At 66.8% G+C, this 26,618-nt stretch carries 27 protein-coding genes and 2 pseudogenes; 7 read left to right on the forward strand and 22 right to left on the reverse strand.

Features of this window, described 5'->3' with window-relative positions; genetic code table 11:
* Positions 1 to 102 precede the first annotated feature (102 nt).
* The 6 genes from lgt to AC5Y21_RS10440 form a co-directional block, all read right to left on the reverse strand.
* Complete coding sequence (gene lgt / locus AC5Y21_RS10415) at positions 103 to 2,748, reverse strand: prolipoprotein diacylglyceryl transferase (RefSeq protein WP_499911971.1); 2,646 nt, start codon at positions 2,746 to 2,748, stop codon at positions 103 to 105.
* Positions 2,745 to 3,557 (reverse strand): tryptophan synthase subunit alpha, encoded by an 813-nt coding sequence (gene trpA / locus AC5Y21_RS10420; protein ID WP_499911973.1) that lies wholly within the window; start codon positions 3,555 to 3,557, stop codon positions 2,745 to 2,747. Before trpA ends, lgt begins: the two co-directional genes overlap by 4 nt.
* Entirely contained in the window at positions 3,557 to 4,834 is a 1,278-nt protein-coding gene (gene trpB, locus AC5Y21_RS10425; protein ID WP_499911974.1) for a tryptophan synthase subunit beta, read from the reverse strand. The genes trpA and trpB overlap by 1 nt, the downstream gene beginning before the upstream one ends.
* Before the next feature lie 35 nt (positions 4,835 to 4,869).
* Positions 4,870 to 5,688 carry an indole-3-glycerol phosphate synthase TrpC gene (trpC, locus tag AC5Y21_RS10430; RefSeq protein WP_499911976.1) on the reverse strand — a complete coding sequence of 273 codons (819 nt, stop codon included), beginning with the start codon at positions 5,686 to 5,688 and terminating at the stop codon, positions 4,870 to 4,872.
* Positions 5,689 to 5,832: 144 nt separating this feature from the next.
* Positions 5,833 to 6,531 carry a TIGR02234 family membrane protein gene (locus AC5Y21_RS10435; RefSeq protein WP_499911977.1) on the reverse strand — a complete coding sequence of 233 codons (699 nt, stop codon included), beginning with the start codon at positions 6,529 to 6,531 and terminating at the stop codon, positions 5,833 to 5,835.
* On the reverse strand, positions 6,531 to 8,078 hold the full coding sequence (locus AC5Y21_RS10440; RefSeq protein ID WP_499911979.1) for an anthranilate synthase component I: 1,548 nt from the start codon (positions 8,076 to 8,078) through the stop codon (positions 6,531 to 6,533). The genes AC5Y21_RS10435 and AC5Y21_RS10440 overlap by 1 nt, the downstream gene beginning before the upstream one ends.
* Before the next feature lie 129 nt (positions 8,079 to 8,207).
* Between AC5Y21_RS10440 and AC5Y21_RS10445 the strand changes: the two genes are divergently transcribed.
* Positions 8,208 to 8,663: a peroxiredoxin gene (locus AC5Y21_RS10445; RefSeq protein WP_499911980.1), complete on the forward strand. Its 456-nt coding sequence runs from the start codon at positions 8,208 to 8,210 to the stop codon at positions 8,661 to 8,663.
* 71 nt (positions 8,664 to 8,734) lie between these two features.
* Here AC5Y21_RS10445 and AC5Y21_RS10450 read toward each other — a convergent pair whose 3' ends face one another.
* Complete coding sequence (locus tag AC5Y21_RS10450; protein ID WP_499911982.1) at positions 8,735 to 9,826, reverse strand: calcium:cation antiporter; 1,092 nt, start codon at positions 9,824 to 9,826, stop codon at positions 8,735 to 8,737.
* A 111-nt stretch (positions 9,827 to 9,937) separates the two neighbouring features.
* On the opposite strand from AC5Y21_RS10450, the pseudogene AC5Y21_RS10455 reads away from it, so the two are divergent.
* Both AC5Y21_RS10455 and AC5Y21_RS10460 read left to right on the forward strand, forming a co-directional pair.
* Positions 9,938 to 10,096: pseudogene (locus AC5Y21_RS10455) on the forward strand (hypothetical protein); the annotation flags it as partial.
* Positions 10,097 to 10,101: 5 nt separating this feature from the next.
* A complete protein-coding gene (locus tag AC5Y21_RS10460) occupies positions 10,102 to 10,425 on the forward strand; it encodes a TPM domain-containing protein (protein WP_499911984.1) in 324 nt (107 codons plus the stop codon).
* Here AC5Y21_RS10460 and hisI read toward each other — a convergent pair.
* The 9 genes and pseudogenes from hisI to AC5Y21_RS10505 all read right to left on the reverse strand — a co-directional run bounded on the left by hisI (position 10,422) and on the right by AC5Y21_RS10505 (position 17,621).
* Positions 10,422 to 10,769, reverse strand: coding sequence for a phosphoribosyl-AMP cyclohydrolase (hisI, locus tag AC5Y21_RS10465; RefSeq protein WP_499911986.1), 348 nt, complete (start codon positions 10,767 to 10,769; stop codon positions 10,422 to 10,424). The two genes, AC5Y21_RS10460 and hisI, sit on opposite strands and share 4 nt — an antisense overlap.
* Positions 10,766 to 11,551, reverse strand: a complete 786-nt coding sequence (gene hisF, locus AC5Y21_RS10470) for an imidazole glycerol phosphate synthase subunit HisF (protein ID WP_499911988.1) — start codon at positions 11,549 to 11,551, stop codon at positions 10,766 to 10,768. The genes hisI and hisF overlap by 4 nt, the downstream gene beginning before the upstream one ends.
* 1 nt (position 11,552) lies before the next feature.
* Entirely contained in the window at positions 11,553 to 12,365 is an 813-nt protein-coding gene (locus tag AC5Y21_RS10475) for an inositol monophosphatase family protein (protein ID WP_499911990.1), read from the reverse strand.
* 8 nt (positions 12,366 to 12,373) lie between these two features.
* Entirely contained in the window at positions 12,374 to 13,129 is a 756-nt protein-coding gene (gene priA / locus AC5Y21_RS10480) for a bifunctional 1-(5-phosphoribosyl)-5-((5-phosphoribosylamino)methylideneamino)imidazole-4-carboxamide isomerase/phosphoribosylanthranilate isomerase PriA (protein WP_499911991.1), read from the reverse strand.
* Positions 13,130 to 13,133: 4 nt separating this feature from the next.
* Entirely contained in the window at positions 13,134 to 13,754 is a 621-nt protein-coding gene (gene hisH / locus AC5Y21_RS10485; RefSeq protein ID WP_499911993.1) for an imidazole glycerol phosphate synthase subunit HisH, read from the reverse strand.
* Positions 13,751 to 14,383, reverse strand: coding sequence for an imidazoleglycerol-phosphate dehydratase HisB (hisB, locus tag AC5Y21_RS10490; protein WP_499911995.1), 633 nt, complete (start codon positions 14,381 to 14,383; stop codon positions 13,751 to 13,753). The genes hisH and hisB overlap by 4 nt, the downstream gene beginning before the upstream one ends.
* A 218-nt stretch (positions 14,384 to 14,601) precedes the next feature.
* A pseudogene (locus AC5Y21_RS10495) lies at positions 14,602 to 15,726 on the reverse strand (histidinol-phosphate transaminase); the annotation flags it as partial.
* A complete protein-coding gene (gene hisD / locus AC5Y21_RS10500; RefSeq protein ID WP_499912074.1) occupies positions 15,723 to 17,039 on the reverse strand; it encodes a histidinol dehydrogenase in 1,317 nt (438 codons plus the stop codon). The gene hisD and the pseudogene AC5Y21_RS10495, both read right to left, overlap by 4 nt.
* A gap of 84 nt (positions 17,040 to 17,123) precedes the next feature.
* Positions 17,124 to 17,621, reverse strand: a complete 498-nt coding sequence (locus AC5Y21_RS10505; protein ID WP_499911997.1) for a DinB family protein — start codon at positions 17,619 to 17,621, stop codon at positions 17,124 to 17,126.
* A 78-nt stretch (positions 17,622 to 17,699) separates the two neighbouring features.
* On the opposite strand from AC5Y21_RS10505, the gene AC5Y21_RS10510 reads away from it, so the two are divergent.
* The gene (locus AC5Y21_RS10510; RefSeq protein WP_499911999.1) at positions 17,700 to 18,110 is read left to right on the forward strand and encodes a nitroreductase family deazaflavin-dependent oxidoreductase; all 411 of its coding nucleotides are present in this window, start codon (positions 17,700 to 17,702) and stop codon (positions 18,108 to 18,110) included.
* A gap of 148 nt (positions 18,111 to 18,258) precedes the next feature.
* Here the strand turns inward: AC5Y21_RS10510 and AC5Y21_RS10515 are convergent, their stop codons facing one another.
* A complete protein-coding gene (locus tag AC5Y21_RS10515) occupies positions 18,259 to 19,305 on the reverse strand; it encodes an alcohol dehydrogenase catalytic domain-containing protein (RefSeq protein WP_499912001.1) in 1,047 nt (348 codons plus the stop codon).
* Positions 19,306 to 19,345: 40 nt separating this feature from the next.
* Between AC5Y21_RS10515 and AC5Y21_RS10520 the strand changes: the two genes are divergently transcribed.
* Complete coding sequence (locus AC5Y21_RS10520) at positions 19,346 to 19,912, forward strand: TetR/AcrR family transcriptional regulator (protein WP_499912003.1); 567 nt, start codon at positions 19,346 to 19,348, stop codon at positions 19,910 to 19,912.
* Here the strand turns inward: AC5Y21_RS10520 and nadC are convergent.
* Genes nadC through nadA form a run of 3 tightly spaced genes read right to left on the reverse strand, consistent with a single transcriptional unit; the run spans position 19,909 to position 23,404 of the window.
* A complete protein-coding gene (gene nadC / locus AC5Y21_RS10525) occupies positions 19,909 to 20,769 on the reverse strand; it encodes a carboxylating nicotinate-nucleotide diphosphorylase (protein WP_499912005.1) in 861 nt (286 codons plus the stop codon). The genes AC5Y21_RS10520 and nadC overlap by 4 nt on opposite strands.
* Positions 20,769 to 22,358, reverse strand: coding sequence for an L-aspartate oxidase (locus AC5Y21_RS10530; protein ID WP_499912007.1), 1,590 nt, complete (start codon positions 22,356 to 22,358; stop codon positions 20,769 to 20,771). The genes nadC and AC5Y21_RS10530 overlap by 1 nt, the downstream gene beginning before the upstream one ends.
* Positions 22,355 to 23,404 (reverse strand): quinolinate synthase NadA, encoded by a 1,050-nt coding sequence (gene nadA, locus AC5Y21_RS10535; protein WP_499912009.1) that lies wholly within the window; start codon positions 23,402 to 23,404, stop codon positions 22,355 to 22,357. The genes AC5Y21_RS10530 and nadA overlap by 4 nt, the downstream gene beginning before the upstream one ends.
* 48 nt (positions 23,405 to 23,452) lie before the next feature.
* Between nadA and AC5Y21_RS10540 the strand changes: the two genes are divergently transcribed.
* The gene (locus AC5Y21_RS10540; RefSeq protein WP_499912011.1) at positions 23,453 to 24,160 is read left to right on the forward strand and encodes an NUDIX hydrolase; all 708 of its coding nucleotides are present in this window, start codon (positions 23,453 to 23,455) and stop codon (positions 24,158 to 24,160) included.
* A 191-nt stretch (positions 24,161 to 24,351) separates the two neighbouring features.
* Positions 24,352 to 25,692 carry a lipase family protein gene (locus AC5Y21_RS10545; RefSeq protein WP_499912013.1) on the forward strand — a complete coding sequence of 447 codons (1,341 nt, stop codon included), beginning with the start codon at positions 24,352 to 24,354 and terminating at the stop codon, positions 25,690 to 25,692.
* Here AC5Y21_RS10545 and AC5Y21_RS10550 read toward each other — a convergent pair.
* Both AC5Y21_RS10550 and bsaP read right to left on the reverse strand, forming a co-directional pair.
* Complete coding sequence (locus AC5Y21_RS10550; protein ID WP_499912015.1) at positions 25,687 to 26,373, reverse strand: DUF2567 domain-containing protein; 687 nt, start codon at positions 26,371 to 26,373, stop codon at positions 25,687 to 25,689. The genes AC5Y21_RS10545 and AC5Y21_RS10550 overlap by 6 nt on opposite strands.
* Entirely contained in the window at positions 26,370 to 26,606 is a 237-nt protein-coding gene (bsaP, locus tag AC5Y21_RS10555) for a biotin synthase auxiliary protein BsaP (RefSeq protein WP_499912017.1), read from the reverse strand. The genes AC5Y21_RS10550 and bsaP overlap by 4 nt, the downstream gene beginning before the upstream one ends.
* Positions 26,607 to 26,618 lie beyond the last annotated feature (12 nt).

Consider the following 26,618-nt stretch of genomic DNA (forward strand, 5'->3'; position numbering starts at 1 on the left):
CGAGCCGAGCTCCCCAGCGCCATGCCGCGACGGATTAGCCATCGTTTCAGCATGCCAGATGAGCTGTGCCCTCGGGCGCGACAAGTGGGGCTCGGCAGGGCGCTACCGGCCCGACCGTGACCTCAGACTCCGCAGTCGTTGCCGCCAGCGCTCCCGGGTTGAGGCGGGTCTGCCCGACGTCACGGCAGGTGTGGGGCTCCCAGTTGCCGTGTCCGCTTTGGGCTTCTCGGCAACAGGCGCTTCGGAGTCGACGTCATCGTCTGTCGTCTCGTCTGGCTCGGGTTCCTCGACGACGTCTGCGGCTTCCTCAACGTCAGGCTCGGCGGCTTCAGCTTCCGGCTCTACGGGCGCGGGCTCGGGCTCCGCGACCTCAGCTTCCGCTGCCTCTGCCTCAGCCTCTTCAGCTTCCGGCTCCTCGACCTCAGGTTCCCCAACAGTCTCCGCCCTAATGTCCTCACCCTCCGAGGCATGAGCCTCTTCAGGCTCTGCCTCGGGCTCGGCGGGCTCGGGCATCGCTTCTTCCGCCTCCACGTGCTCGGATTCGGGCTCCGCAGCTTCCGGCTCGGTGACTTCCGGCTCTACGGGCTCGGGCTCCGTGGCCTCAGCTTCCAATGCCTCCGTCTCGGCTTCCGGCTCTTCGGCCTCAGGTTCCCCGACAGTCTCCGCCTCGATATCCTCACCTTCTGGGGCCTGAGCCTCTCCAGGCTCAACTGCCTCGGGCTCGGCGGACTCGGGCATCGCTTCGTCCAGCTCTACAGGCTCGGGCTCCGCAGCTTCCGGCTCGGCGACTTCCGGCTCTGCCGGCCCGGGCTCCGCAACCTCAGCTTCCAATGCCGCTGCTTCGGCTTCGGGTTCGGCGGCGGCTTCTGGCTCGACGACCTCGGGTTCGGCGGCTTCCGGCTCGACGGGCTCGGGTTCCGCAGCAGCCTGCGCCTCGACTTCGTCAGCCTCCAACTGAGCCTCTGCTGACTCAAGCTCGTCTGACTCAGGCTCGACGGGCTCGGGTGCGGTGGCCTCCGGCTCGACGGGCTCGGGTTCGACAGCCTCTGGCGCTGCAGCTTCCCCGTCCGCGACTTCTGGCTTCGCAAATCCGGCCTTGACGTCTTCGGGCGCCGCGACTTCGAGACTTCGCGCCTTCTGTCTCCGCGACCGGAGCCTGCGAAGCCACCCGCCGGCCTCGGGTTCTGCGACTTCAGCCGCCGCGACTTCCGGCGCTGCCTCGTCTGCCCCGACGACCGCGTCGATCTCAGCCGCCTCGGCCTCAGGCTCCGCGACTTCAGACTCCGCGATCTCAGGTTCCTCAGCAGCTTTCGGCTCTACAGGCTCAGGCTCCGCCTCTTCCTGCTCCGCGATCTCAGGTTCCTGAGCAGCTTCCGGTTCTACGGCAGGCTCCGCGACTTCAGACTCCGCGATCTGAGGTTCCTCAGCAGCTTCCGGCTCTACAGGCTCTGGCTCCGCGGCTTCCGGCGCAACAACTTCTTCCTCCGCGACTTCTTCCTCCGCGACTTCGGGACTTTGCGCCTTCTGCTTCCCCGACCGAAGCCTGCGAAGCCACCCGCCGGCCTCGGGTTCCGCGACTTCAGCCGCTGCGACTTCCGGCGCCGTCTCTTCCGCCCCGACGCCCTCATCGACCTCAGCCGCCTCGGCCTTCGCGGCCTCAGACTCGATGACCTCAGCCGGTACGGCCTCCGCCTCTGCCGCCGCAGCCTCTCCGCCTTCAGGCTCCGCGACTTCAGGTTCAGCGCCTTTTCCAGGCTCCGCCACTTCTGAAAAGTCAACCAGTTTGTCGTCCGCGCCCAGACCCTCCGCCGCCACGGCGCCCGACGCGACAGGCACCGGCTCAGGTTCTGGCGCCTCCTCGGCAACCGGCCCGGTGCCACGCAGCATCCCGGGTTCCTCGCGGCCCTTCGTCGCAAGAATGATGTAGACGACAGCCCCGATGAACACGAATGTCGATGTGAACGAATTGATCCGGATGCCGGCGATATGTGTGGCGGCGTCGTCGCGCAGTAGCTCGACCCAGAATCGGCCAGCACAGTACAGGGCCACATAGAGCCCGAACAGTCGACCATGACTGAGCGTGAAGCGTCGGTCCAGGTAAATCAACGCCACGAATACCACGACGTTCCAGATCAATTCGTACAGGAACGTCGGCTGTACAACGAACGCCACCTGCCCGGTCGAGACGCCGTCGAGTGAATGAACATCGACGAATCCCGCGGGATCCCGACGGTAGAAGATCTCCAGACCCCACGGCAACGTGGTTTCACGACCGTAGAGCTCTTGGTTGAAATAGTTTCCGAGCCGGCCTATCGCTTGCGCCAGAACAACTCCGGGAGCAACGGCATCGAGCATGGCCGTGAATGAAATTCCGCGCCGCCGACAGCCGATCCAGCCACCGAGAACACCGAGAGCTATTGCGCCCCAGATACCCAAGCCGCCGTCCCAGATCCGCAGTGCCGCGAGGAATCCGGCGCCGCCCGGGGCGAAATACGTCCGCCAATCCGTAGCCAGGTGGTACAGGCGGCCGCCGATCAGACCGAACGGCACCACCCACAAGGCGATGTCATAGACCACTCCGCGCTGTCCGCCGCGGGCTGCCCAGCGCCGGTCGCTGATCAACAGCGCGACCACGATGCCGATGATGATGAAGAACGCGTAGGCACGAATGGGTAGCGGTCCCAGGTGCCAGACACCGCGGGGCGGGCTCGGAAAGTACGCAACCCACCTAGTCGTCGCGGCCGTCATTCGGGCACCCTTTGGCGCACACCGGCGGCGAGTTCTTCGGTCAGTGCGCGCAACTTCGGCAAACCGTCAGTCAATGCCGACACCAACGCCGAACCGACGATGACACCGTCGGCGTAGCCGCCGATCTGCGCGGCTTGCTCTCCCGAGCGCACCCCAAGGCCGACGCCAACAGGTATGTCAGACACTGCCTTCACCCTCCCCACCAGCTCGGGTGCGGCCTGCGACACCGCATCACGCGCCCCGGTCACCCCCATTGTCGACGCCGCGTATACGAATCCGCGCGACGCCTCGACGGTGTTCGCCAAACGTTGCGGCGTCGACGACGGCGCCACCAGGAAGATCCGATCCAACCGGTGCTCGTCGGACGCCACCAGCCACTGCTGTGCCTCATCGGGAATGAGATCAGGCGTGATGATCCCGTGCCCTCCCGCCGCGGCCAGATCGCGCGCAAACGCATCAACCCCGTAACGCAGCACCGGATTCCAATACGTCATGACTACCGCTCGCCCACCGGCCCTGCTTATGGCCTCGACCGCAGCCAGCGTGTCCCTGACCCGGACTCCTCCGCTCAGCGCAGCCTCAGTGGCTCTCTGGATGGTGGGGCCATCCATTCCTGGATCCGAGTACGGAACTCCGACTTCGACTATGTCGCAACCAGATTCGACAAGAGCCGTCATCGCGTCCAGTGAAGTTGGCACGTCTGGAAATCCGGTGGGAAGGTAGCCGATCAGGGCCGCGCGATCGTCCTGACGACATGATTCGAAAACCGGTCCGAGCCTGCTCGTTTCGCTCTGTTCCACAATCATCATCAGCTCGAATCCGATGGCTTGCCCAGTAGCCCGAACCACTTCGCGGCGGTTTCGACGTCCTTATCGCCGCGACCCGACAGGTTCACCACAATGACCGCGCCACTACCCAACTCGGCACCCAGCTTGAGCGCGCCAGCCACCGCATGCGCGGATTCGATAGCCGGGATGATGCCTTCTGCGCGGCACAACAGACCGAACGCGTCCATTGCCTCCGCGTCGGTGATGGGCCGGTACTCCGCCCGCCCGGTTTCCTTGAGCCACGCGTGTTCCGGGCCCACCCCTGGATAGTCCAAACCAGCCGAGATCGAATGGGATTCGATAGTTTGCCCATCTTCGTCCTGCAGCAGGTAGGAGAACGATCCCTGGAAGGCACCCGGCGAACCGCCGCTGAATGTCGCGGCGTGCCTGCCAGTCTCGACGCCATCGCCCGCCGCCTCGAAGCCGACCAGCCGCACGCCGGGGTCGTCGAGAAACGCGTGAAAGATCCCGATGGCGTTGGAGCCACCACCGACGCACGCGGTCACCGCGTCGGGCAATCGGCCTATCTGATCCTGGATCTGCGCGCGCGTCTCCAGCCCGATGATGCGCTGGAAATCACGCACCATCGCGGGAAAGGGATGCGGCCCGGCCGCGGTGCCGAAGCAATAGTAGGTGTTGTCGGCATTGGTAACCCAATCCCGGAATGCCTCGTTGATAGCGTCTTTGAGCGTTTGCGAGCCGGTCTCGACCGACACCACCTCGGCACCGAGCAGTCGCATCCGTGCGACGTTGAGCGCCTGCCGCGCGGTGTCGACGGCGCCCATGTAGACGACACAGTCCAAGCCGAGCAGCGCGCACGCGGTGGCCGTGGCCACCCCGTGTTGGCCGGCCCCGGTCTCGGCGATCACCCGAGACTTGCCCATTCGCTGTGCGAGTAAAGCCTGGCCGAGTACGTTGTTGATCTTGTGAGAACCGGTGTGATTCAGGTCTTCTCGCTTGAGGAAGATTCGCGCGGACCCCGCGTGCTCGCGCAGGCGCGTGGCCTCATACAGCGGTGACGGCCTACCAGCGTAGTTCGCCTGCAACTTGTCCAAGGTATCCAGAAAGTCCTGGTTGACGCGCTCCTTCTCGTAGGCGGTGGTGACTTCTTCGATCACCGCCATGAGTGCTTCGGGAACGTAGCGGCCGCCCCAACCAGCGGAGCCGCCGAAATGACCGCGCGAATCAGGGTCGTGGCGCGTGGGTTCGGCGATCGCAGCACTCGTGCGCGGAAGACCCGGGCGGGAAAGATCTGACATCACCGATGCTCGCGGCGCACGCGGCTCACCAACGGCTAGCGGGCCGGTTTCGGACAGGACGGATGGGTACCGGCAGTGACCAGATCGGCAACCGCCGCACGAGGGTCACCACTTTTGACCAGACCTTCACCGACCAGCACAGCGTCGGCACCCGCACCGGCGTATGCCAATAGATCACCAGTGTGACGCACACCCGATTCGGCGATCCGGATCACGTTGCTCGGCAGTCCAGGTGCGATCCGCGCGAAGCAATCCCGGTCGACTTCAAGTGTCGCGAGATCACGCGCGTTGACACCGATCACCCCGGCGCCGGCCTTCAATGCCCGATCGGCTTCCTGCTCGGTGTGGACCTCGACAAGAGCGGTCATGCCCAGTGATTCGGTGCGGTCCAGCATCGAGACCAACGCCGACTGGTCCAATGCGGCCACGATAAGCAACAACATGTCGGCGCCGTGCGCGCGCGCCTCGTGGATCTGATAAGGCTGCACCACAAAGTCTTTGCGCAATATCGGAATCGCAACAGCTGCGCGCACCGCATCAAGGTCATCGAGCGAGCCTTGGAAACGTCGCTCCTCGGTCAGCACGCTGATGATGCGTGCACCGCCATCCTCGTAAGCCCGTGCCAGCTTTGCCGGGTCGGCGATGGTGGCCAGCGTGCCTGCCGACGGGCTGGCACGCTTAACCTCGGCAATGACACCGATTCCGGGCTCGCGCAGGGCGGCCATCACGTCGAGCGGGGGCGGCGCGGCTGCAGCGGCGGCCTTGATTTCCGAGAGGCTCACGACGGCTTCGCGCGCGGCAACGTCGGCCCGGACTCCCTCGAGGATGGAGTCAAGGACGGTTGCCGGACTCATGCCTGCGCTTCCTCTCCCTCTGTCGTCCCACTGCGCTCACTCTGCATTCCCTCTGCGGTCTCACTGCCACCGCGCTGTCGCTTGCGGCCGATAGCCGAATTTCGCGACGTTCATGAAGGGTAGCGGCCGTCGGCGCGCGGTCCGTCACCGACCCTCGGTGTCCGACTCGGGCGGCGGATCGGTCGGGTCGCGGCCCTCGTCAAGGGCGTCCCAGATCATCCGTTCCGACATGCCCCCGTTCGGTGCAGCCGCGTTGTCCTGACTGGCACCGTCGCCGCGCGCCATCGATCGGCGGGCCGCAGGCGCCGCATATTTCGTGGTGCTCCCCGAGTCAGCCCCGACCATCGAAACCGACCGCATCAACAAAACGGCGGCGATCAACGTGCATACGGCTGAGGCGACCGCGACTCCTGCTCCCCAGTAGTGCCGCTCGCTTCCCACCAACGACACCACCGGGATATGTGCGAGATCGGCTCCACGCAGCGACACGTCCGGGATCACCCACAGACTGATGCCGAGATAGCCGACGGCAAAACTTGCCATCGCGAGCAGCCCAGCCAACAGCCGCATCGGCCAGCCACGCACTGCGATCGCTGCGACGGCCGCGGCGAGCATCAACACAGCCAGCGGCAGCAGAGCCGTCGACCACGATGCGCCGGACAGCGCCACCGATTTGGGCTGGCCCAGCCCGTCGAAGGACCGGATAACGACCCAGCGCAGCCGGGACGCCGTCCACAGCAGACCGGCGGCAACCACCAGCAGGACCTGGGCGATCCCAATCGTCAACCGGCTGGTAAGCCGACGGGGCCGATCGGGCCGGACGCTTTTGGTGTCCGGAGCCACTAGGGTTCTCCCGCGGAGTTGCCCGCCTCCGGAGCCGCGAGGGTCTCGGCGGCGGCGACGGCACTGAGCACGGCGCGCGCCTTGTTGGTCGCCTCGTTGTATTCGTACGGCCCGTTGGAGTCGGCCACTACCCCACCACCGGCCTGAACGTACGCGGTGCCGTCGCGCATCAGCGCGGTGCGGATGGCGATCGCAAAGTCGGCGTTGCCTGCGAAGTCTAGGTAGCCGACCACGCCGCCGTAGAGGCCGCGACGCGTCTTCTCCACCTCTTCAATCAGCTCCATGGCCCGGACCTTCGGCGCGCCCGACAGAGTGCCTGCCGGGAAGCAAGCGGTCACCGCGTCCAGGGCGGTGCGGCCTTCGCCCAGCATCCCGGTCACGGTGGACACCAGGTGCATGACGTGGCTGTAGCGTTCGATGTGGCTGTAATCCTCGACGCGAACGGTGCCCGGAGTACACACCCGGCCCAGGTCGTTACGACCCAGGTCAACCAGCATCAGGTGCTCGGCCAGCTCTTTCTCGTCGGTCAGCAGTTCCTTTTCCAGCAGCTGATCCTCTTCGTCGTTCAGCCCGCGCCAGCGAGTTCCGGCGATCGGATGCGTTGTCGCCCGGCCTTCGCTGACCGTGACCAGCGCCTCCGGACTGGATCCGACGATCGAAAAGTCCGTTGCGCCATCACTATTCGGCACGTGCAGCAGATACATGTAAGGGCTGGGATTGGTGACCCGCAGGATGCGGTACACGTCGATCGGATCGACGTCGGTGTCCACCTCGAAGCGCTGCGACGGCACAACCTGAAAGGCTTCACCTGCGGCGATCTGCTCCACCAGGTACTCGACGATCTTGCCGTATTCCTCGACGGAGCGTTGCGCTCGATGCCGCGGCTCGGGCCTGCTGAAGGTGGCCACGGTCGACGGCAGCGGCTGACCCAGCGCCGCAGTCATGACGTCCAGCCGGGCAACCGCGTCGTCGTAGGCCCAGTCGACCCGCTCGTCGGTGCCATTCCAGTTCACGGCGTTGGCGATCAGCGTGATGGTGCCCTCGTGATGGTCCACCGCGGCCACATCGGTGGCCAGCAAGAGCAGCATGTCCGGCAACTGGAGGTCATCGACGGCCATTTCAGGCAGGCGTTCCAGACGTCGCACCAGGTCGTAGGCGAAGAAACCGACCATGCCGCCCGACAACGGCGGGAGCCCTGGCACTGGCCCGGTCGCCAGCAATTCCAGCGTCGCCCGCAGTGCTTGTAGCGGATCGCCCCCGGTGGGCGCGTCCTGCGGCACCGTGCCCAGCCAGACCGCTTCGCCGTCGCGCACCGTCAGCGCTGACGGCGATCCCGCACCGATGAACGACCACCGCGACCAGGACCGGCCGTTTTCGGCGGATTCCAGCAGAAAGGTGCCGGGACGATTGGCGGCGAGTTTGCGGTACGCCGACAGCGGGGTCTCGCTGTCGGCCAAGACCTTACGGGTCACCGGAACCACACGGTGTTCGCCCGCCAGGTGGCGAAAGTCCTCGCGTGAGGTCTCGGCGGCGAGGTGAGGGTGCACCGCACCATCCTCCCAGATCCGCTGATGCAGCTCGCCAGCGTAACGCCAGGGCGATTTCTCCGGCGGGTTTTAGCAGTGGCGTTACGTTCGCGGGCAGCACGGTGGGTTGCGAGGCGTAGCGTGACGGCCATGAAAACTGGTGACATCGTGGCCGACTTCGAACTTCCCGATCAGAGCGGAACGCCACGCAAGCTCAGTGCCCTGCTTGCCGATGGGCCCATCGCCTTGTTCTTTTATCCCGCGGCGATGACGCCGGGCTGCACCAAGGAAGCCTGCCACTTCCGGGACTTGGCGGCAGAATTCGCCGCAGTTGGCGCCAGCAGGGTCGGCATCAGCGTCGATCCCGTTCAAAAGCAGGCCAAGTTCGCCGAGACGCAGAACTTCGACTATCCGCTGCTGTCGGACACCGACGGCACGGTCGCCGCGCAGTTCGGCGTCAAGCGTGGTCTGCTCGGCAAGTTGATCCCGGTCAAGCGCACCACCTTCGTCATCGACACGGACCGTCGCGTGCTCGACGTGATCTCGAGCGAGATCAGCATGGACACCCACGCCGACAAAGCGCTGCAGACGCTTCGCGGGCGGTAACCCGCTTGGCGAGCAGACGCGAAAGCCCCCCATTTCGTAGCGAGATTGGGGGCTTTTGCGTCTGCTCGGCCTTAGGGGTTGGCGGCCATGAACACATAGGCCGCCAGCAGTACCAAATGCAATTCGCCCTGCAGTCGGGTGGCCCGGCCGGGCACGACGGTCAGCACGCTGATCACGACGGTCGCCAGTAACAGCACCAAATGCATACCACCGAGGCCCAGCAACAACGGTCCCTTGATCCAGATGGAGGCAAGTGCGATGACCGGGATGGTGAGCCCAATGCTGGCCATCGCCGACCCGTAGGCCAGGTTGAGGCTGGTCTGGATGCGGCCCTGCCGCGCCGCGCGCCCCGCCGCGAGTGTCTCCGGCAACAGCACCAACGCGGCGATCACCACGCCGACGAACGACTGCGGGAAGCCGGCCACGGACACCGCGTGAGAAATTGCCGGCGATTCCTGCTCGGCCAGACCCACCACCGCAACCAGCGCGACCAGCAGCAACGCCAGGCTCGTCAACGCGCTGCTGACACTCGGCGGCTCCGCATGGCTTTCATCCTCGAACAGGCTCTGTTGACCCTTCTGCGCGATCGGCAGAAAAAAGTCCCGGTGCCGCACCGTTTGCGTGAAGACGAACAGCAGATAGACCACGAGCGAGGCGATCGCCGCAAACGCAAGCTGCCCCGGCGAGAACTCGGGACCACGCTGACTGGTGGTGAACGAGGGCAGCACCAGGCTCAGCGTGGCCAATGTGGTTACCGTGGCCAGCGCGGCGCCGCTGCCATGGGCGTTGAACAACGTCACCCCGTAGTGGTGGGAACCGAGTAGCAGCGACAAACCGGCGATCCCGTTCATGGTGATCATCAGGGCGGCGAAGGCGGTGTCCCTGGCCAGGGTCGCCGCCTCGTTTCCGCCTTGCGCCATGAACGTCACGATCAGAGCCACCTCGATGGTCGTCACCGCGACGGCGAGCACCAGCGAGCCGAACGGTTCGCCGACGCGGTGTGCGACCACCTCGGCGTGGTGGACCGCCGCCAGAACTGCGCCACCAAGCAACACGGCCGCCACCATCGCGGCGGCTGGCCCGAGGTGCTCGCCCCACGTCACCGCCAGTACGACGATGGCGAGCAGCGGTACCACCACGGTCCAGGACACACGTTTCAACATTGACCGCCATTCTTGTTCAAGGCATCCGACCGGCTTGCGGCAGCACAAGGGCGCGGGCTGCTCTCTCCAGGTATCCGGTTGCCGCAGTCCAGCCGTCAGTAGCATGCTCACATGCCGCAACGCGATGGCCTCAGCGAAGGTGAGGTGTTCGCCGGATACACCATCATCCGACGGCTGGGGGCCGGCGGAATGGGGCAGGTGTATCTGGCCCAGCATCCGCGGCTGCCCCGCCGTGACGCCCTGAAGATCCTGCCGCACGATGTGAGCGCGACGCAGTGGAGAGAGCCGTCAAGAAGCTGTACGACGAGCGCGGCACCCGCCTGTGGGTGGTGTACGTCAGCGACTTCGGTGGCCTCATACCCGCGAAATGGGCCGAGAACACTATGCGCGCCAACAATTTCGGCGACACCGACGCTATCCTGGGCGTCGCCACCGACGCGCGCGCCTTCTCGTTCCGAGTGCCGGAAGCGGTGAGCAGAGGAAAAGTCATCGAAGTCGAGATCATCCGCCGCGACCACATCCGGCCAGCCGTTGAGCGCAGCGACTGGGCTCTCGCCGCGATCGAAGCGGCCAACGGGCTGGATCGATTGCCCGGCTAGTCCTCTTGTTCGAGCAGCACGGTCGAGTCGAAGCAACTGTGGTCGCCGGTGTGGCACGCGCCGCCCACCTGGTCGACCGTCAACAGCACCGTGTCGCCGTCGCAGTCCAGGCGGACCGAGTGGACGTGCTGGGTGTGCCCGGAAGTCGCGCCCTTGATCCACTGCTCGCCGCGGGACCGCGAATAGTAGGTAGCCTCACGGGTTTCCAGGGTGCGGGCCAATGCCGCGTCGTCCATCCAGGCGACCATCAGCACGTCGCCGCTGCCACGCTCCTGCACCACAGCGGTGAACAGGCCGTCGGCGTTGCGCTTCAGTCGCGCGGCGATGTCCGGGTCCAGCGTCATCGCACGGAGATCCCTTCCGCGGCCATGGCCGCCTTCACCTGTCCGATCGACAGCTCGCCGAAGTGAAAGACGCTGGCCGCCAAGACCGCGTCGGCGCCGGCGGCAACCGCGGGTGCGAAGTGCTCCACCGCGCCGGCTCCTCCGCTGGCGATCACCGGGACGGTCACCGCGGCGCGCACCGCTCGTAGCATCGGCAGGTCGAACCCGGCTTTGGTGCCGTCGGCATCCATTGAGTTCAGCAGGATCTCGCCCACTCCGAGCTCGGCGCCGCGAGCCGCCCACTCGACGGCATCGATGCCGGTGCCACGCCGACCGCCGTGTGTGGTGACCTCCCAGCCCGACGGTGTCGGTTCCGAGCCGGGCGGCACCGTTCGCGCGTCGACGGATAACACGATGCACTGGGAACCGAACTGGTTGGCCATTTCCGCCAACAGTTCCGGGCGGGCGATGGCGGCGGTGTTGACCGAGACTTTGTCGGCCCCCGCGCGCAACAACACGTCGACGTCAGAAACCGCGCGAACCCCACCGCCGACGGTCAGCGGGATGAACACCTGCTCCGCGGTGTGGCGAACCACTTCCAACATGGTGGCCCGGCCCGACGACGAGGCGGTCACGTCGAGAAATGTCAGCTCGTCGGCGCCCTCGGCGTCATAGACAGCGGCGAGTTCCACCGGATCACCGGCGTCCCGGAGGTTTTCGAAGTTGACGCCCTTGACCACCCGCCCGTCGTCGACGTCCAGGCATGGGATCACCCGTACGGCAAGGCCGCTACCGGAATACACCTCAGTAGTCCTCCGGTTCGCCTGTGCTGCGTACGATTTCGAGTATCTCGCGGTGCGTGCCAGGCGCGGCGGCCAGTGTGGATCGCGATTCCGGGGTCCACGGTTCGCCGGCCAATTCGGTGACGATACCGCCGGCGGCTTGCACCAGCGCCACGCCCGCTGCGTGGTCCCAGACGTGGCCGCCGAAACTGATTGCTGCACCGAGGATTCCATCGGCAACGTAGGCCAGGTCGATGCCGGTCGAGCCGTGCATACGCAACCGCGACGACACCCGGCTGAGATTCTCCAGCAGCGCTACCCGGTAGCGCCCCGGGAAGCGGCCCCGTGAGTCGGCGCTGAAGCTGCCGACCCCGACCAGCGCCTCAGACAGTTCGGTGTGATCCAGCGCCGTTTGCGGGACACCGTTTTTCGTCAGCGGACCACCCGCGACGGCGGTGTAGCGCTCGTCGGTGAACGGCAGCCAGGTCAGGCCGGCCACCGGCTCGCCATTGTGCAGCAGACCCAACAAGATCGCGGCCATCGGTGATCCCGCGGCGTAGTTGAACGTGCCGTCGACCGGGTCGAGCACCCAGACCCATGGTGAGTCGACGGCCGAGCCACCGAACTCCTCACCGTGCACGCCGATTCCGGTGGCCTCGACCAGCGCGTCGACCACCTGCCGCTCGATAGCCAGGTCGACTTCGGTGGCGAAGTCGTTGCCCTTCTTACGGACCGCCGAATCAGCACGGTGGCCGTCCAAGAACCGCGGCACCGCCGCATCCAGGATCGCCGACGCCTGCTCAACCAGGGGGGCCACCCGCCCGTTCACATCCATTGCGGGGCTTAGCCTCGCACCGCAGCCAGCGCCTGCGGCAAGGTGAAACGTCCGGCGTACAAGGCCTTCCCGACGATGGCGCCCTCCACGCCCCGGTCGGTGAGGGTCGCAATAGCACGCAGGTCGTCGAGGCTGGACACGCCGCCGGATGCGATCACCGGAGCGTCGGTGCGATCGGCGACACCGGCCAGTAGCTCCAGATTGGGACCACCAAGCGTGCCGTCCTTGGTGACGTCGGTGACGACGAATCGCGAACAGCCTTCACCGTCAAGGCGTTCCAGCACCTCCCACAGGTCACCACCGTCGGTTTCCCAGCCGCGACCACGCAGGCGGTGCTCGCCCGCCGGATTGCCCTTGTCGAGCTGAACGTCCAACCCGACGGCGACCTTGTCACCGTGCTCGGTAATCACCTGCGCGCACCACTGCGGGTTTTCCAGTGCCGCCGTTCCCAGGTTGACCCGTGCACAGCCGGTGGCCAGGGCCGCGGCAAGCGAATCGTCGTCGCGGATGCCGCCGGAGAGCTCGACGTGCACGTCGAGCTTGCCGACCACCTCGGCCAGCAGTTCGCGGTTGGAGCCGCGGCCGAATGCGGCGTCCAGATCGACCAGGTGAATCCACTCGGCACCGTCGCGCTGCCAGCCCAATGCGGCGTCCAACGCTGAGCCATACTCGGTTTCGCTGCCGGCCTTACCCTGGACCAGGCGCACGGCGCGGCCCTCCACCACGTCGACGGCGGGCAACAAGATCAGTGGCATGACCGGCATCCTTCTAAAGTCCCTCGACCCAGTTGCTGAGCACGGCCGCACCCGCGTCCCCGCTCTTCTCCGGGTGGAACTGTGTGGCGGCTAGCGGCCCGTCTTCCACCGCGGCCAAGAACGGTACCTGGTGGGTAGCCCAGGTCAGCAGCGCCTCGGACGAGCCTTTCCAGCATTGCGCGGCGTAGGAATGCACGAAGTAGAACCGATAGTCGGCGTCCAATCCCTTGAACAGCGCACTGCCCGGCGCCGCGTTCACGACGTTCCAGCCCATGTGCGGGATCACCGGCGCGTCCAGCCGCGTGACGGCACCGGGCCATTGGCCGCAGCCTTTCGTCTCGACCCCGAACTCGACCCCGCGGGCGAACAAGATCTGCATGCCGACACAGACCCCCAGCACCGGACGCCCGGCCGCCACCCGATCGGCGATGATCCGCTCCCCCGCGATTTTGCGGAGACCGGTCATACACGCTTCGAAAGCGCCCACCCCCGGTACCACTAACCCGTCGGCGGCCGCAGCGGCTGTCGCGTCGGCCGTCACTTCGACCGAGGCACCCGCCCGCTGCAGCGCCCGCTGCGCCGACCGCAGGTTGCCCGAGCCGTAATCCAACACCACCACGGATTTCGTGCTCACAGAACACCTTTGGTCGACGGCACGCCCGCGACGCGGGGATCGGGCTCGACCGCTTGGCGCAACGCGCGGGCGACGGCTTTGTACTGCGCCTCGGTGATGTGGTGCGGGTCGCGACCGTACAGCACGCGAACGTGCAGCGCGATGCGGGCGTTGGCCGCTAGCGACTCGAAGACATGCCGGTTAATGACAGTGTGGTAGGGCACCGAGCTACCGGCAATGGTGGTGTGCTGCAGGTGATCCGGCTCTCCGGTGTGAACGCAGTAGGGCCGGCCGGACACGTCGACGGCGGCGTGGGCCAGCGTCTCGTCCATCGGGATGAACGCGTCCCCGAAGCGGCGGATGCCCTTCTTGTCGCCCAGGGCCTCGCGGAGAGCCTGACCCAATGCGATCGCGGTGTCCTCGATGGTGTGATGCGCCTCGATCTCGACATCGCCTTTGGTGCGCACCGTCAGGTCGAAGCTGGCGTGGGTGCCCAGCGAGGTGAGCATGTGGTCGTAGAACGGCACGCCGGTGTCGACATTGACCTGCCCCGTGCCGTCGAGGTCCAGTTCGATGACGATGTCGGTTTCCTTGGTGCGACGTTCGATACGCGCACGCCGGGCGGCTGTCCCAATTTCGGTGGCGGTCACGGTGCTCCTAACACATGGTCGCGACCCGCTTCGCCCGGCTTCGCCGCGCTTGCGATCGCTCCTGAGACATGGTCGCGACCCGCTTCGCCCGGCTTCGCCGCGCTTGCAATCGCTCCTGAGACATGGTCGCGACCCGCTTCGCCCGGCTTCGCCGCGCTTGCAATCGCTCCTGAGACATGGTCGCGACCCGCTTCGCCCGGCTTCGCCGCGCTTGCGATCGCTCCTACGGGGATGGGGGTGAGTTCGGTAGGTGCGATCTGGGCGCTCGCTCGCAGAAACGCGTCGTTTTCGTGGGCAAGCCCCGTGGTGGCGCGCAGGTAGCCGGGGATCCCGACGTCGCGGATCAGCACGCCCACATCCAGATAGTGCTGCCAAGCGGTCGCCACGTCGGCGAATTCTCCGAAAAGCACGAAGTTGGCGTCGCTTGGGATCACCCGAAAACCTATGCCGGACAACGCTGTTATCACCCGCTCGCGTTCGGCGATCAACGTGGCGACGCTGCCCAGAGTGTCGTCGGCGTGGCGCAGCGCCGCCCGCGCAGCGGCTTGGGTGACAGACGACAGGTGATACGGCAAGCGCACCAACAGCATCGCGTCGATCACCGCCGGTGTGGCGATCAAGTACCCGAGCCGCCCGCCGGCGAAAGCGAACGCCTTGCTCATGGTGCGGGTGACGACGAGCCTGGTCGGATATTCCTCCACCAGCGCCACCGCGCTGGGTTGCGACGAGAACTCACCGTAGGCCTCGTCGACAATCAGAATTCCAGGAACCACGTCCAGCAGCCTGCGTAGATCTGGTAGTGAAACGCTTTGCCCGGACGGGTTGTTCGGGCTGGCGATGAACACCACATCGGGCTTGCGTTCCGCGACGGCGGCGACGGCGGCGTCGACGTCGAGGCCGAAGTCGTCGGCACGGGCGGTCTCGATCCATTCGGTGTGGGTGCCATCGGAGATGATCGGGTGCATCGAGTAGGAGGGAACGAAACCTATCGCGGTGCGCCCCGGCCCGCCGAACGCCTGCAGTAGCTGCTGCAGAATCTCATTGGAACCGTTGGCCGCCCAAAGGTTTTCGACACTCAACTGGGTGCCGGTCTGAGCGGTGAGGTAAGCGGCCAGGTCGGTGCGCAGGGCGACCGCGTCGCGGTCGGGGTAGCGGTGCAGGTCTGTCGCCGCCTCTTGCACCGACCGCACCAGGTCGTCGACCAGCGCCCTCGTGGGCGGGTGCGGGTTCTCGTTGGTGTTCAACCGCACGGGTACCGCCAATTGCGGTGCGCCGTAGGGCGACTTGCCGCGCAGGTCGTCGCGCAGCGGCAGGTCGTCCAGCGTGGGTCGTGGCCCGCTCATCGTTCGAACCTCCGCCGTACCGCCTCGCCGTGCGACGGTAGGTCTTCGGCCTTGGCCAGCGTGACCACATGTCCGGAGACGTCTTTAAGCGCCGCCTCGGTGTAGTCGACGACGTGAATGCCTCGCAGGAACGTCTGTACCGACAGCCCACTGGCGTGCCGGGCGCTGCCGACGGTCGGCAACACGTGGTTGGACCCGGCACAGTAATCGCCCAGGCTTACCGGCGCCCAGGGCCCGACGAAAATAGCGCCGGCCGCACGGATACGCCCGGCGACCTGCGGCGCGTCGACGGTCTGAATCTCCAGATGCTCAGCGGCATAGGCGTTCACGACTTCGACGCCGGCGTCCAGGTCGTCGACCAGAATGATCGCCGATTGCCGTCCACTCAACGCCGCGGTGACCCGCTCGCGGTGCACGGTGGTCTGCAGCTGGGTGGTCAGTTCGGCATCGGTGGCGCCGGCCAGCTCGAGGCTTGGGGTCACCAGGACGCTGGCTGCCATCTCGTCGTGCTCGGCCTGGCTGATCAGGTCGGCCGCCACGTGGGCGGGATCGGCGGTGTGGTCGGCCAGGATCGCGATCTCGGTCGGTCCGGCTTCGGCGTCGATGCCGACCCGCGATCGGCACAGCCGCTTGGCGGCGGTGACATAGATATTGCCGGGACCAGTGACCATGTCGACCGGCGTCAGCTCGGAACCGTCGAGATCGGTGCCGCCGTAGGCCAGCAACGCCACCGCCTGCGCACCGCCCACGGCCCACACCTCGTCGACTCCCAACAGCCGGGCCGCGGCCAAGATGGTCGGGTGGGGCAGGCCGTCAAACGCCGCCTGCGGCGGACTGGCCACCACCAGCGAATCGACGCCGGCGACCTGGGCCGGCACCACGTTCATCACCACGCTGGACGGGTACACCGCGTTACCGCCAGGCACATACAGACCCACCCGCTCGACGGGAACCCACCGCTCGGTGACCGTCGCGCCGGGGCCGAGCGTGGTCGTGACGTCGGTCCGGCGCTGGTCGGCATGCACGGCGCGGGTTCGCTCGATCATCACCCGCAGTGCGTCGCGGACGTCGCGGTCCAGTCCGGCCACCGCGGCGTCCAGCGCCGCGTCGGGAACACGAACGGTCGGGGGCCGCACGTCGTCGAACGACTCCCCGAATTCAAGCGCCGCCTCGGCCCCGTGCTCGGCCACGGCCTGCACGATCGGCCTTACCTTGGGCAGGACGCTCTCCACGTCCGCACCGCCGCGCGGCAGGGCGGCCCGCAGCCGGGCAGTCGTCAACTGCGCGCCCCGCAGGTCGATGCGGGCCATCAGGGGCGTCCTACTCACTTGGACCTCACGTTGCCCATTGTCCCAGAGGAGCTCAAATGGATATCCGATCAGGTCGTGGAGACCTGGTCAGAGCTGGTTGCGAATATCAAGGAGGTGATGCTGCACCTCGTGCATCGTATGTACGGCCACCCACCGCAACGACCGCTCGCAACTTTGCGGGTAGTGGTAGACGACCAGGCGATCCCAGTCATCGCGGGACAGGCGAGCCAGGACGTTGGCGAACAGCTGTGCCGCGTCCGTGAGCTGGCGGGACACATCTTCGGGGTCCTGTTCGGCATAGCCGTCGTGCACAACACGCTCGTCGCGTCCCAGCGGAGTGCAGTCCGGCCGATCCACCCGGCGGGCCGCAAGCACCCGTTCGCGCTGCACCAGCAACATGTCCCGCAGATGGCATCCATACTCCAAAGGCGACCACACGCCGGGCCGACGCCGCGACCTGAGGTCGATATCGCGGTCGCGCAAGACTGCCACCACCTCGGCGACCCGCGTCCGGATATCCCTTGCGACCGTCGCAGACTGACTGAGGTCGTAGCCGAAACCGCAGTCCGCACATTGATCCACCACCCCGCCATTCTTACGGCCCCAAATCCCAGCGGTACAGTCCCGTTCAGAGCCGCGCGTCATGGCTTAGAAGGGAGCGACATGTCCGCCAAGGATCACCCCAACAACGCCCCGGGCGTCCCGATGGTCTATCCAGTGTGGTTCGAGAACATCCAGGTCAAATACATCAACCCGGCACTCAAGCCCATCGCGCGTTACCTGCCCGGCGCCGCCACCATCGAGCATCGCGGTCGCAAGTCGGGCAAGCCGTACAAAACCATCGTGACCACCTACCGCAAGGGCAATGTGCTGTCGATCGCGCTTGGCCACGGGAAGACCGACTGGGTGAAAAACGTGCTGGCGGCCGGCGAGGCCTACGTGCATTTCACCCGCAGCGGCTTGCACATCATCAATCCCCGGATTCTGCCCGCCGGTTCGGACGGCGCGGACTTGCCGTGGCTGGTGCGCCTGCAGCTGCGCCGGATGGCGGTGTTGGTGGCTGACATCGCTTGAGCCCGATTCGGGTGTGTAGTGAGGGCGTCGAGCGTGTAGTGACGGCTTTCGCCGTGTAATGGGGGTGGAGGTTTGGCAATTTTTCCGCCCAGGACTCACGGCCAAAGCCCAGGATTAACGCCCAAAGCCCACGATTCACAAACCCACGCTAGGTCCTGGTGAAGACGGTCTTCCCAGTCATCGTCGGCCAGGCCGACGGAGCGTCTTCCCAGGCGACGACACGGTCGACGGCCGGCGCCAGATCCAATCCGCCGGCGAGCAACTCGAGCACCCGCGGGATGACCGCGCGGGCGTTGACGCGTCCGGTCACGTACTTCACGCCATGGCTGTACATCGACAGCAACGGCATCTCGACCGTGGGCCGGAAGTAGACACCGGTGTCGGTACACACGCCGTCTGGCCAGGTCGCGCGCAGCGTCGCCGCCAACAGCGCCGGATCGGTCGACGTGTGGACGGTGACCGGGTAGCGGTCCCACGACTTGTCGGGTTTGGCTAATTTGGCTATGTCGTGGACCACGGCCCCGAGCTTCTCGGCGGCCGCCAGCCGCTGCGGGTCGGTGTCGACGTAGTCGACGTGAGTCCCTAACGCGGCCGCGAAGGCGGCTGCGTACAGCCCGATCGACAATCGGCCGACCACCAGCACGCGGCGGTCGATCTCATCGAGGCTGGCCAGCTCGCCGATGAAGGGCCCGATGGTGCGCCAGCCGTCGGGAATGTTGTCCGACAGCGACGCCCACCCGACCAGAGCCACCGGATCGACGGTGTCGGCGATGGGGACCAGCATCGCGTCGGCGTAGGGCACGAGCACCAGGTCCGACAGAAAGCCGCCGCCGTCCAGTCCGGAGATCGGGGCCATGCCATACGTCGACATCAGAGGTAGTGAGCCACAGGAACCAGTCACACCCCGACGGCATTGAGGGCAGGCTCCGCAGCTCATCTGAAAGGGCACGACGACCCGGTCGCCCACCCGGACGCTGGTCACGTCGTCGCCGAGCGCGACGACTTCGGCCAGGCCCTCGTGCCCGACGGCGTGTCCCGGCGGCACCGGCAGCCAGCCTTGGCTGACACCGACATCGAGATCGCAACAGGCCACCACCAGCGGCCGGACCAGCGCCTGCTGCGGCGCGGTAATCGTCGGCTCGGGCACCTCGCGCCACGCGTAGCGCCCGGCATCTTCATACGTCAACTGCCTCATCTCAGCATTCTTGAGTGGTCACTCAAGTATTGTCAAGGTTATGCCGAGACCAGATCGCAGCCGCGCAGCTCTCCTCGACAACGCCGCCACGCTGTTTCGCCGGCAGGGCTACGCGGCGACCGGACTCAACCAGATCCTCGACGCGGCCGGCGTCAAGCCTGGCTCGCTGTATCACCACTTCCCGCAGGGCAAGCAGCAGTTGGCCGCCGCGGTCGTCGACACCGCCGGCGCCGGCATCGAGCAGCTACTGCGTCGGCTTCTGGCCACCGGCCGCCCGGTGGCGGACATCGTCGATCGGTGGATCGACGTGATGGCGGCCGGGCTCGCCGGCGACCACCGCGACGGCTGCCCCATCGAGCCGCTCGCCACCGAGTCGGTGAACGCGAGTCAACAAGTGCGCGCGGTCTCGGCCCGGGTCTTCACGGGTTGGGCGATGGCGATCGAGGATCGATTGCGGTCGGAAGGCTGGACCACTGAAAAGGCGGAAAGTGTTGCCCTAGCGGTGATCTCGTTGATCGAGGGGGCGTTGATGCTGTCCCGGATAGCCGGCGATGCGGCCGCGCTGCATGCCGCCAAGTCCGCGGCGCGCACGTTGCTGAGCAGCTAAGGCATGTCCAGGCCGACATCGAGCGCGCGCACCGAATGGGTCAGCGCACCCACCGCCAGATAGTCCACACCCGTCGCGGCATAGGTGGCCGCGCTCTCAAGGCTGAGCCCGCCGGACGACTCGAGCAGTACGGTGGGCGCGCGAGCGTCCCGTCGCTGCACGGCGATCTGCGTCTGCCACACCGGGAAGTTGTCCAGCAGGACTAGCTCGGGCTTTTCGGCCAGCACGTCGTCAAGCTGCTCAAGTGAGTCGACTTCGACCTCACACGGCAGATCGGGGGCGGCCTCGCGCACCGCCCGCAGCGCCTCGACGACCGAGCCCGCGGCCGCCACATGGTTGTCCTTGATCAGGGCGGCGTCGCCCAGGCCCAGTCGGTGGTTGACGCCCCCGCCCACCCGCACAGCGTATTTCTGCAGGTGACGCAGGCCAGGCAGAGTCTTGCGGGTGTCACGGATCTTGGCCTTGGTGCCCGCGACGGCGTCGACCCAGGCCGCTGTGACGGTGGCGATGCCCGACAAGTGGCAGACCAGGTTCAGCATGGTCCGCTCGGCCGTCAACAGGCCGCGAGTCTGCGCCTGCACCGTCATCAACGGCTCACCCGGCTGCAACCGGGTCCCGTCGGCAACGCGGTCAAGCACCTGGTAACCGCTGGACCCGATCACCTCGTCCAGGACCAGCAATGCGACGTCGACCCCGGCGATCACGCCAGGCTCCCGAGTCACCATCGACGCCGTGGCCACTGCCTCGCCGGGGACCGTCGCGATGGTGGTGACATCGGGTCCGTAGCGCAGGTCTTCGTCCAGACCGCGCCGAATGGCGTCTCGAGCGGCCGACAGCTCGCAATCGGACAGCATCATCAGCAGACCGCCGCAAGCGCCTGCGCGCAGACTCCGTTGCCGTCGTCGGCCAGTCGGACCACGATGCTGCGTGCCTGGTCCGGGTCGGCACAGTCGTATTCGGCGCGGTGGTGACAACCCCGGCTTTCGTTGCGTGCCAGAGCCGCGGCGGCCACCGCCCGTGCGGTCACTGTCAACGCGACGTCCTCGAAGTCGCGGCGGCCGGTCGGGGTGCGAAGCTGAGCCGCCGACAACTTGCCAGACAGTCGCTGCAGGCCCACGGCGTCGCGCAGCACCGAGGCGTCCCGGCTCATCGCGCGTTGCAGATCAGCGCGCTCCAGCGCGGTGTGGTGAGCCGGCTCCGGCAGGGTCGCGAACGAACCGCCTGCCGCCGCCGCATGTTCGGCAGCGGCTTTCCCGGCACGGCCGCCGACCACCAACCCCTCGAGCAAACTGTTGGACGCCAACCGGTTGGCGCCGTGCATTCCGGTTCGGGCCACCTCGCCCGCGGCGAACAGACCCGGCAGCTCGGTCTGGCCGTAGACATCGGTAACCACCCCGCCGCAGCTGTAGTGCGCTCCCGGAACGACCGGGATGGGTTGCCGGACGGGGTCGATGCCGGCCGACCGGCACGCGGCTGTGACGGTGGGAAACCGCGAATCGAAGCCGTCGATGCCGCGTGCGTCGAGGTAGGCACACGAATCGCCGGTGGCCCGCAGCCGCGCGTCGATGGCCGCCGCGACGATGTCGCGCGGCGCCAAATCACCCATCGGATGGACACCGGCCATGATCGAATCGCCTTGCCGGTCAACCAGAGTCGCCCCTTCACCGCGGATGGCCTCGGTGACCAGTGGCCGTCGGCCACCCGTTTTGCCGCTGCGAGAAGCGGCGAAAAGCATCGTCGGGTGGAACTGGATGAACTCGAGATCGCTGACCGCGACCCCGGCCCACAGCCCCAGGGCGATGCCGTCGCCGGTGGAACCGTCGGGATTGGTAGTGGCGCGGTAGAGATGCCCGAGCCCACCGCTGGCCAGGATCACCGACGGAGCACTGATGATGCCGCAGCCGTGGGGGTTCAGCACCAAGACCCCGTTCACCGCTGCACCGTCGTGCAGCACCCGCAAGCCCACATGACTGTTGCGGATATCCAGGGCAGCGGCGGCATGGTCGAGCGCACGCTGGACCTCGGCGCCGGTGGCGTCGCCGCCGGCGTGCACGATACGGCGCCGCGAGTGGCCGCCTTCGCGGGTGAGCGCCCACCGGCCGGGGACCGATTCGTCGAATCGCGCTCCGTCGCAGACCAATTCGGTTACCGCGCGATAGCCGTCGGCGACGATGGAGTACACCGCGTCGGGATCGCACATGCCCGCGCCGGCGGCCAGCGTGTCGGTGACGTGGGCGTCGATCGAATCGTCGCTGTCCGGGTGGTCGGGAAGCACGACGGCGATGCCGCCTTGCGCGTAGCGCGTCGCCGTTACCCCGAGCGCCTTGCTCAGCACCACAACGCGACTACCGGCGCGGTGAGCGGCCAGCGCGGCGGCCAAGCCGGCCACGCCGGTGCCGATGACGACGACGTCGGCCCTGTCCCGCCAAGCGGGGCCGGTCGTCATTCGCCGCCGCCCGGTTGCCCGATTGCGATCATGCGCTGGACACTGCGGCGGCCCGCCGCGGCGATCTGCGGATCGACATGGACCTCGTCGGCGCCTTCGACCAGACAGCGCAACAGCGCCGCCGGGGTGATCATCTTCATGTATTTGCACGAGGCGCGGTCGTTGACCGCCCGGAAGTCGACCTGCGGCGCCGCGCGACGCAGCTGATGCAACATCCCGACCTCGGTGGCGACCAGGACCTGGCGGGCATGGGTCTGATGGGCGGCGTCCAGCATGCCGCCGGTGGACAGGATCTTCACCCGGTCGGCCGGAAAGGCGCCTTCCCCCGCGAGGTACAAAGCCGAAGTGGCACAACCACATTCCGGGTGCACATACAACTCAGCCTCCGGATTCGCGCGGGCCTGCTCGGCGAGCTCGTCGCCGTTGATCCCGGCATGCACGTGGCATTCGCCGGCCCAGATATGCATGTTCTTGCGGCCGGTCACCCGGCGCACGTGGGCGCCCAGGAATTGGTCCGGACAGAACAGCACCTCTCGGTCGGGGTCGATGGAGGCCACCACGTCGACCGCGTTCGACGAGGTGCAGCAGATATCGGTGAGCGCCTTGACCGCCGCTGTGGTGTTGACATAGGAGACGACGACCGCGTCGGGGTGCTCGTCCTTCCAGGCACGCAGCTCGTCGGGGCTGATCGAATCGGCCAGTGAGCAGCCGGCACGCTGATCCGGAATCAGCACGGTCTTGTCGGGGCTGAGGATTTTGGCGGTCTCGGCCATGAAGTGCACACCGCAGAACACGATGGTCTCTTCGGCGGCTTCGGCGGCGATCCGCGACAGTGCCAGCGAATCACCCACATGGTCGGCGACGTCTTGAATCGCGGGCAACTGGTAGTTGTGCGCCAGCACCGTGGCGTTGCGTGCGCGTGCCAGTCGGCGGATCTCGGCGGCCCACTGCGCGTCGCCGTCGACCCCGGCGTATCCGGTTGGGGAGTCGGTGACGCCGGCCATCAGATCGCCCGCGAGCGTGTCCGTGCGGCTCAGGACCGTCATTGGTCCGCTCCTTTCGCACCAGGAGGTTTTCGACTTACAATCGAAAACATGCCCAATGGTAGCACCTCGCATGAAGTGCTCGCGGTTGTGTTCCAGGTTCGCCCGGTTACGGGAGAGCCTCACACCGAAAAACCGGAGCTTAACGTGCTGTTATGGCAGCGTGCCCGGGATCCGCAACGGGGCGCCTGGTCCCTGCCGGGCGGACGGCTGCGCAACGACGAGGATATGATCACCTCGGTTCGTCGCCAGCTGGCCGAAAAGGTCGACCTGCGAGAGCTATCTCACCTCGAACAGCTCGCTGTGTTCTCCGACCCACACCGGGTGCCGGGCACCCGGATGATCGCATCGACGTTTCTGGGCCTGGTGCCCTCCCCCGCCACCCCCGAACTGCCGTCAGACACCCGCTGGCATCCGGTCAGTTCGCTGCCGCCGATGGCGTTCGACCACGGCCCGATGGTGACGCACGCCCACACCAGACTCGCCGCCAAGATGTCCTACACAAATATCGGATTCGCCTTGGCGCCAAGAGAATTCGCTCTTTCTGCGCTTCGCGACATCTACGGCGCGGCATTGGGCTATCAAGTCGACGCGACCAATCTGCAACGGGTACTGGTCCGCCGGGGAGTCATCACCCAGACCGGCACCTTCGCCCAATCCGGCCGTAGCGGCGGCCGTCCGGCGGCCATATACCGGTTCACCGACGCACAGCTGCGGGTCACCGACGAATTCGCCGCACTCAGACCTCCGGGGCCGTGAGGGGTGACGCGAGACACGCGGATGCGTGTAGAGGTTTGTGCCGGAGCCGGTAAATTGGTAAGAAATCAGTAAGAAACAACGCTGGCAAGTTGCCGGCGTTTAAATGTGGCTGGCCAAACCGCACGGCCACTACGGTTTGGTTGGCGGCCATTCGTTCGTGAGAATGCCGGATGGCCATGAAGGGAGCCTCAATGGTTGAGCTCGGCAATCTGGCAAGTGCGACTGGCGCGGAGTGGATCGGCCGCCCGCCGCATGAGGAGTTGCAGCGCAAGGTACGACCGCTCCTTCCTACCGACGACCCCTTCTACCAGCCCCCGCCGGGCTATCAGCACGCCGAGCCCGGGACGGTCCTGCGCTCGCGTGACGTCGAGCTGGCGCTTCTCGGCCTGATCCCGCAGCGCGTGAGCGCTATCCAACTGCTGTACCGGACGATGGACCTGAACGGCCGGCCCGAGGCGGCGGTGACCACGGTGATCGTCCCGGCAGAACGTGCTCCGGGGCAGGTCTGTCCGCTGCTGTCGTATCAATGCGCGATCGACGCGGTGTCGTCGCGCTGCTTCCCGTCCTATGCGCTGCGGCGCAAGGCGAAGGCCATTGGCTCGATCAGCCAATTGGAGCTCTTCCTGATCACCGCGGCCGTCGCCGAGGGGTGGGCGGTTTCCGTACCCGACCATGAGGGTCTGCACGGGATGTGGGGCGTGCCCTGCGAGCCCGGCTACCGGGTCCTGGACGGCATTCGTGCCGCCCAGAAGTCGGAACGCATCGCGCTGTCCCCTGAGGCGCCGATCGGGCTGTGGGGGTACTCCGGCGGTGGCCTGGCCAGCGCGTGGGCCGCCGAAATGAGCGGCCAGTACGCGCCCGAGCTGGACATTGTCGGAGCGGTGCTGGGCTCGCCGGTCGGCGACCTCGGCAATACCTTCCGCCGCCTCAACGGCACCTTCCTGGCGGGCTTGCCCGGACTGGTGGTCGCCGCGCTGCAGCATGCGTACCCCGACCTGGACCGGGTGATCAAAGAGCACACCAACGACGAGGGCCGCGCGCTGCTCGAACGGCTGGAAAAGATGACGACGGCGGGCGCGATCATCCATATGGCCGGTAAGAACATGGGCGACTACCTGGACGAGCCGCTCGAAGACACGCTGTCGAGACCGGAGATTTCGCACGTCTTCGACGTGATCAGGCTGGGCGCCGCGGTGCCCACGCCGCCGGTCTTGATCGTGCAGGCCGTACACGACTACCTGATCGACGTTCACGACATCGACACGCTGGCCGACGCCTATTCGGCCGGCGGCGCCGACGTCACCTACCACCGCGACGCGTTCAACGAGCACATGCTCCTGCACCCGCTGTCTGCCCCGATGGCGCTTCGCTGGCTCACCGACCGCTTCGCCCGCCGCCCGCTGACGCAGCATCTGATCAGGACCAAATGGCCCACGGCGTTCAACCCGATGACCTACGCCGGCATGGCGCGACTTGCCGTGATCGCGGCCAAGGTCATCACCGGCAAGAAGGTGGGCCGCCGCCCGCTATGACACGGCCCCCTCCGGGGCCTCCGGGTGCACCGACTCCACGAACCCCGGTTTCTCGGGGCTGGCGGCCCGCGGCGTAGCGCCCAGGTCGTCGCGTGCGTTCGCAGCCGCCAGCACGGCGTATACCAGCAAGGCGACGGTCGCCGGCCACACGAGCGTGGCCGCCCCCTGCAGCGGTTTGCGCGCGTAGAACACCGGTGGCGCCTGGATGACGTAAGCGATTCGGTGCTCACCGCTCAGCGGAACAGCGTCGAAATTCAAATCGCCGTAGCGCAGCCGGATCAACACCGCCCCTACCGCAGCCGCAACGGCGGCCGCCGCCACCAGACCGACCAATAGCGCGAGAACCATGCCGGGCCCTCGCTGCTCGCGCCACTGCCACAGCAGTACCGGCGCCACCACCGCCACCACGGTGGCCAGACCGAGCAGCAAAGTGGGCGCGACGAAAAAGTGCTGGGAATCGGTGCCCAGATAGTCGTGCACCCGCTCACCCGTGCGAGTGATCGCCACCACCGCGTGAATCGGCGGGGCGATCCAGGCCCACAGCCCGCCGATCAGCAGCCCGGTCGCCGATAGCGCCAGCGCCACCTTGATGGCCGGGCGTGCCGACGACCTGCGCCGCGGGCCAACAGACACGACAGGCACGGCAGGGCCGGCAGGAACGTGAGCGGGATACTCCGTCATCGCTGCGCCTCTGCATCGGCCGAGTCCACCTGTCCGTGCCGCGAGCATTGCGCCCACCAGCCGTCGGGGCGGACCTGCACGACCATCCGGCGTCCGCACTGGGCGCAGAACCGGGGGGGCTCGAGGCCCAATTGAGCCGCTGTCGGGCTGGTCGTACCCGCCAATTCGCCGGTGTAGACGTTGTAGACACCGGCACTGACCGGAGCGCCCAGTGCACCCGCTTCTGAAGCCACGGCTTCCCTGTC

Source organism: Mycobacterium sp. NGS41 (assembly GCF_059812725.1).

Excerpts from the sequence above, each read along its gene's own strand:
- nadA (WP_499912009.1), bottom strand. The coding sequence starts at position 23,404 with ATGACGGTCCTGAGCCGCACGGACACGCTCGCGGGCGATCTGATGGCC.
- AC5Y21_RS10550 (WP_499912015.1), bottom strand. The coding sequence starts at position 26,373 with ATGACGGAGTATCCCGCTCACGTTCCTGCCGGCCCTGCCGTGCCTGTC.
- lgt (WP_499911971.1), bottom strand. The coding sequence starts at position 2,748 with ATGACGGCCGCGACGACTAGGTGGGTTGCGTACTTTCCGAGCCCGCCC.
- AC5Y21_RS10545 (WP_499912013.1), top strand. The coding sequence starts at position 24,352 with ATGGTTGAGCTCGGCAATCTGGCAAGTGCGACTGGCGCGGAGTGGATC.
- AC5Y21_RS10540 (WP_499912011.1), top strand. The coding sequence starts at position 23,453 with ATGCCCAATGGTAGCACCTCGCATGAAGTGCTCGCGGTTGTGTTCCAG.
- nadC (WP_499912005.1), bottom strand. The coding sequence starts at position 20,769 with ATGATGCTGTCCGATTGCGAGCTGTCGGCCGCTCGAGACGCCATTCGG.
- AC5Y21_RS10475 (WP_499911990.1), bottom strand. The coding sequence starts at position 12,365 with ATGGATGTGAACGGGCGGGTGGCCCCCCTGGTTGAGCAGGCGTCGGCG.
- hisI (WP_499911986.1), bottom strand. The coding sequence starts at position 10,769 with ATGACGCTGGACCCGGACATCGCCGCGCGACTGAAGCGCAACGCCGAC.
- AC5Y21_RS10530 (WP_499912007.1), bottom strand. The coding sequence starts at position 22,358 with ATGACGACCGGCCCCGCTTGGCGGGACAGGGCCGACGTCGTCGTCATC.
- trpA (WP_499911973.1), bottom strand. The coding sequence starts at position 3,557 with ATGATGATTGTGGAACAGAGCGAAACGAGCAGGCTCGGACCGGTTTTC.
- priA (WP_499911991.1), bottom strand. The coding sequence starts at position 13,129 with ATGCCGGTCATGCCACTGATCTTGTTGCCCGCCGTCGACGTGGTGGAG.
- AC5Y21_RS10445 (WP_499911980.1), top strand. The coding sequence starts at position 8,208 with ATGAAAACTGGTGACATCGTGGCCGACTTCGAACTTCCCGATCAGAGC.
- trpC (WP_499911976.1), bottom strand. The coding sequence starts at position 5,688 with ATGAGTCCGGCAACCGTCCTTGACTCCATCCTCGAGGGAGTCCGGGCC.
- AC5Y21_RS10520 (WP_499912003.1), top strand. The coding sequence starts at position 19,346 with ATGCCGAGACCAGATCGCAGCCGCGCAGCTCTCCTCGACAACGCCGCC.
- AC5Y21_RS10450 (WP_499911982.1), bottom strand. The coding sequence starts at position 9,826 with ATGTTGAAACGTGTGTCCTGGACCGTGGTGGTACCGCTGCTCGCCATC.
- AC5Y21_RS10510 (WP_499911999.1), top strand. The coding sequence starts at position 17,700 with ATGTCCGCCAAGGATCACCCCAACAACGCCCCGGGCGTCCCGATGGTC.
- AC5Y21_RS10515 (WP_499912001.1), bottom strand. The coding sequence starts at position 19,305 with ATGAGGCAGTTGACGTATGAAGATGCCGGGCGCTACGCGTGGCGCGAG.
- trpB (WP_499911974.1), bottom strand. The coding sequence starts at position 4,834 with ATGTCAGATCTTTCCCGCCCGGGTCTTCCGCGCACGAGTGCTGCGATC.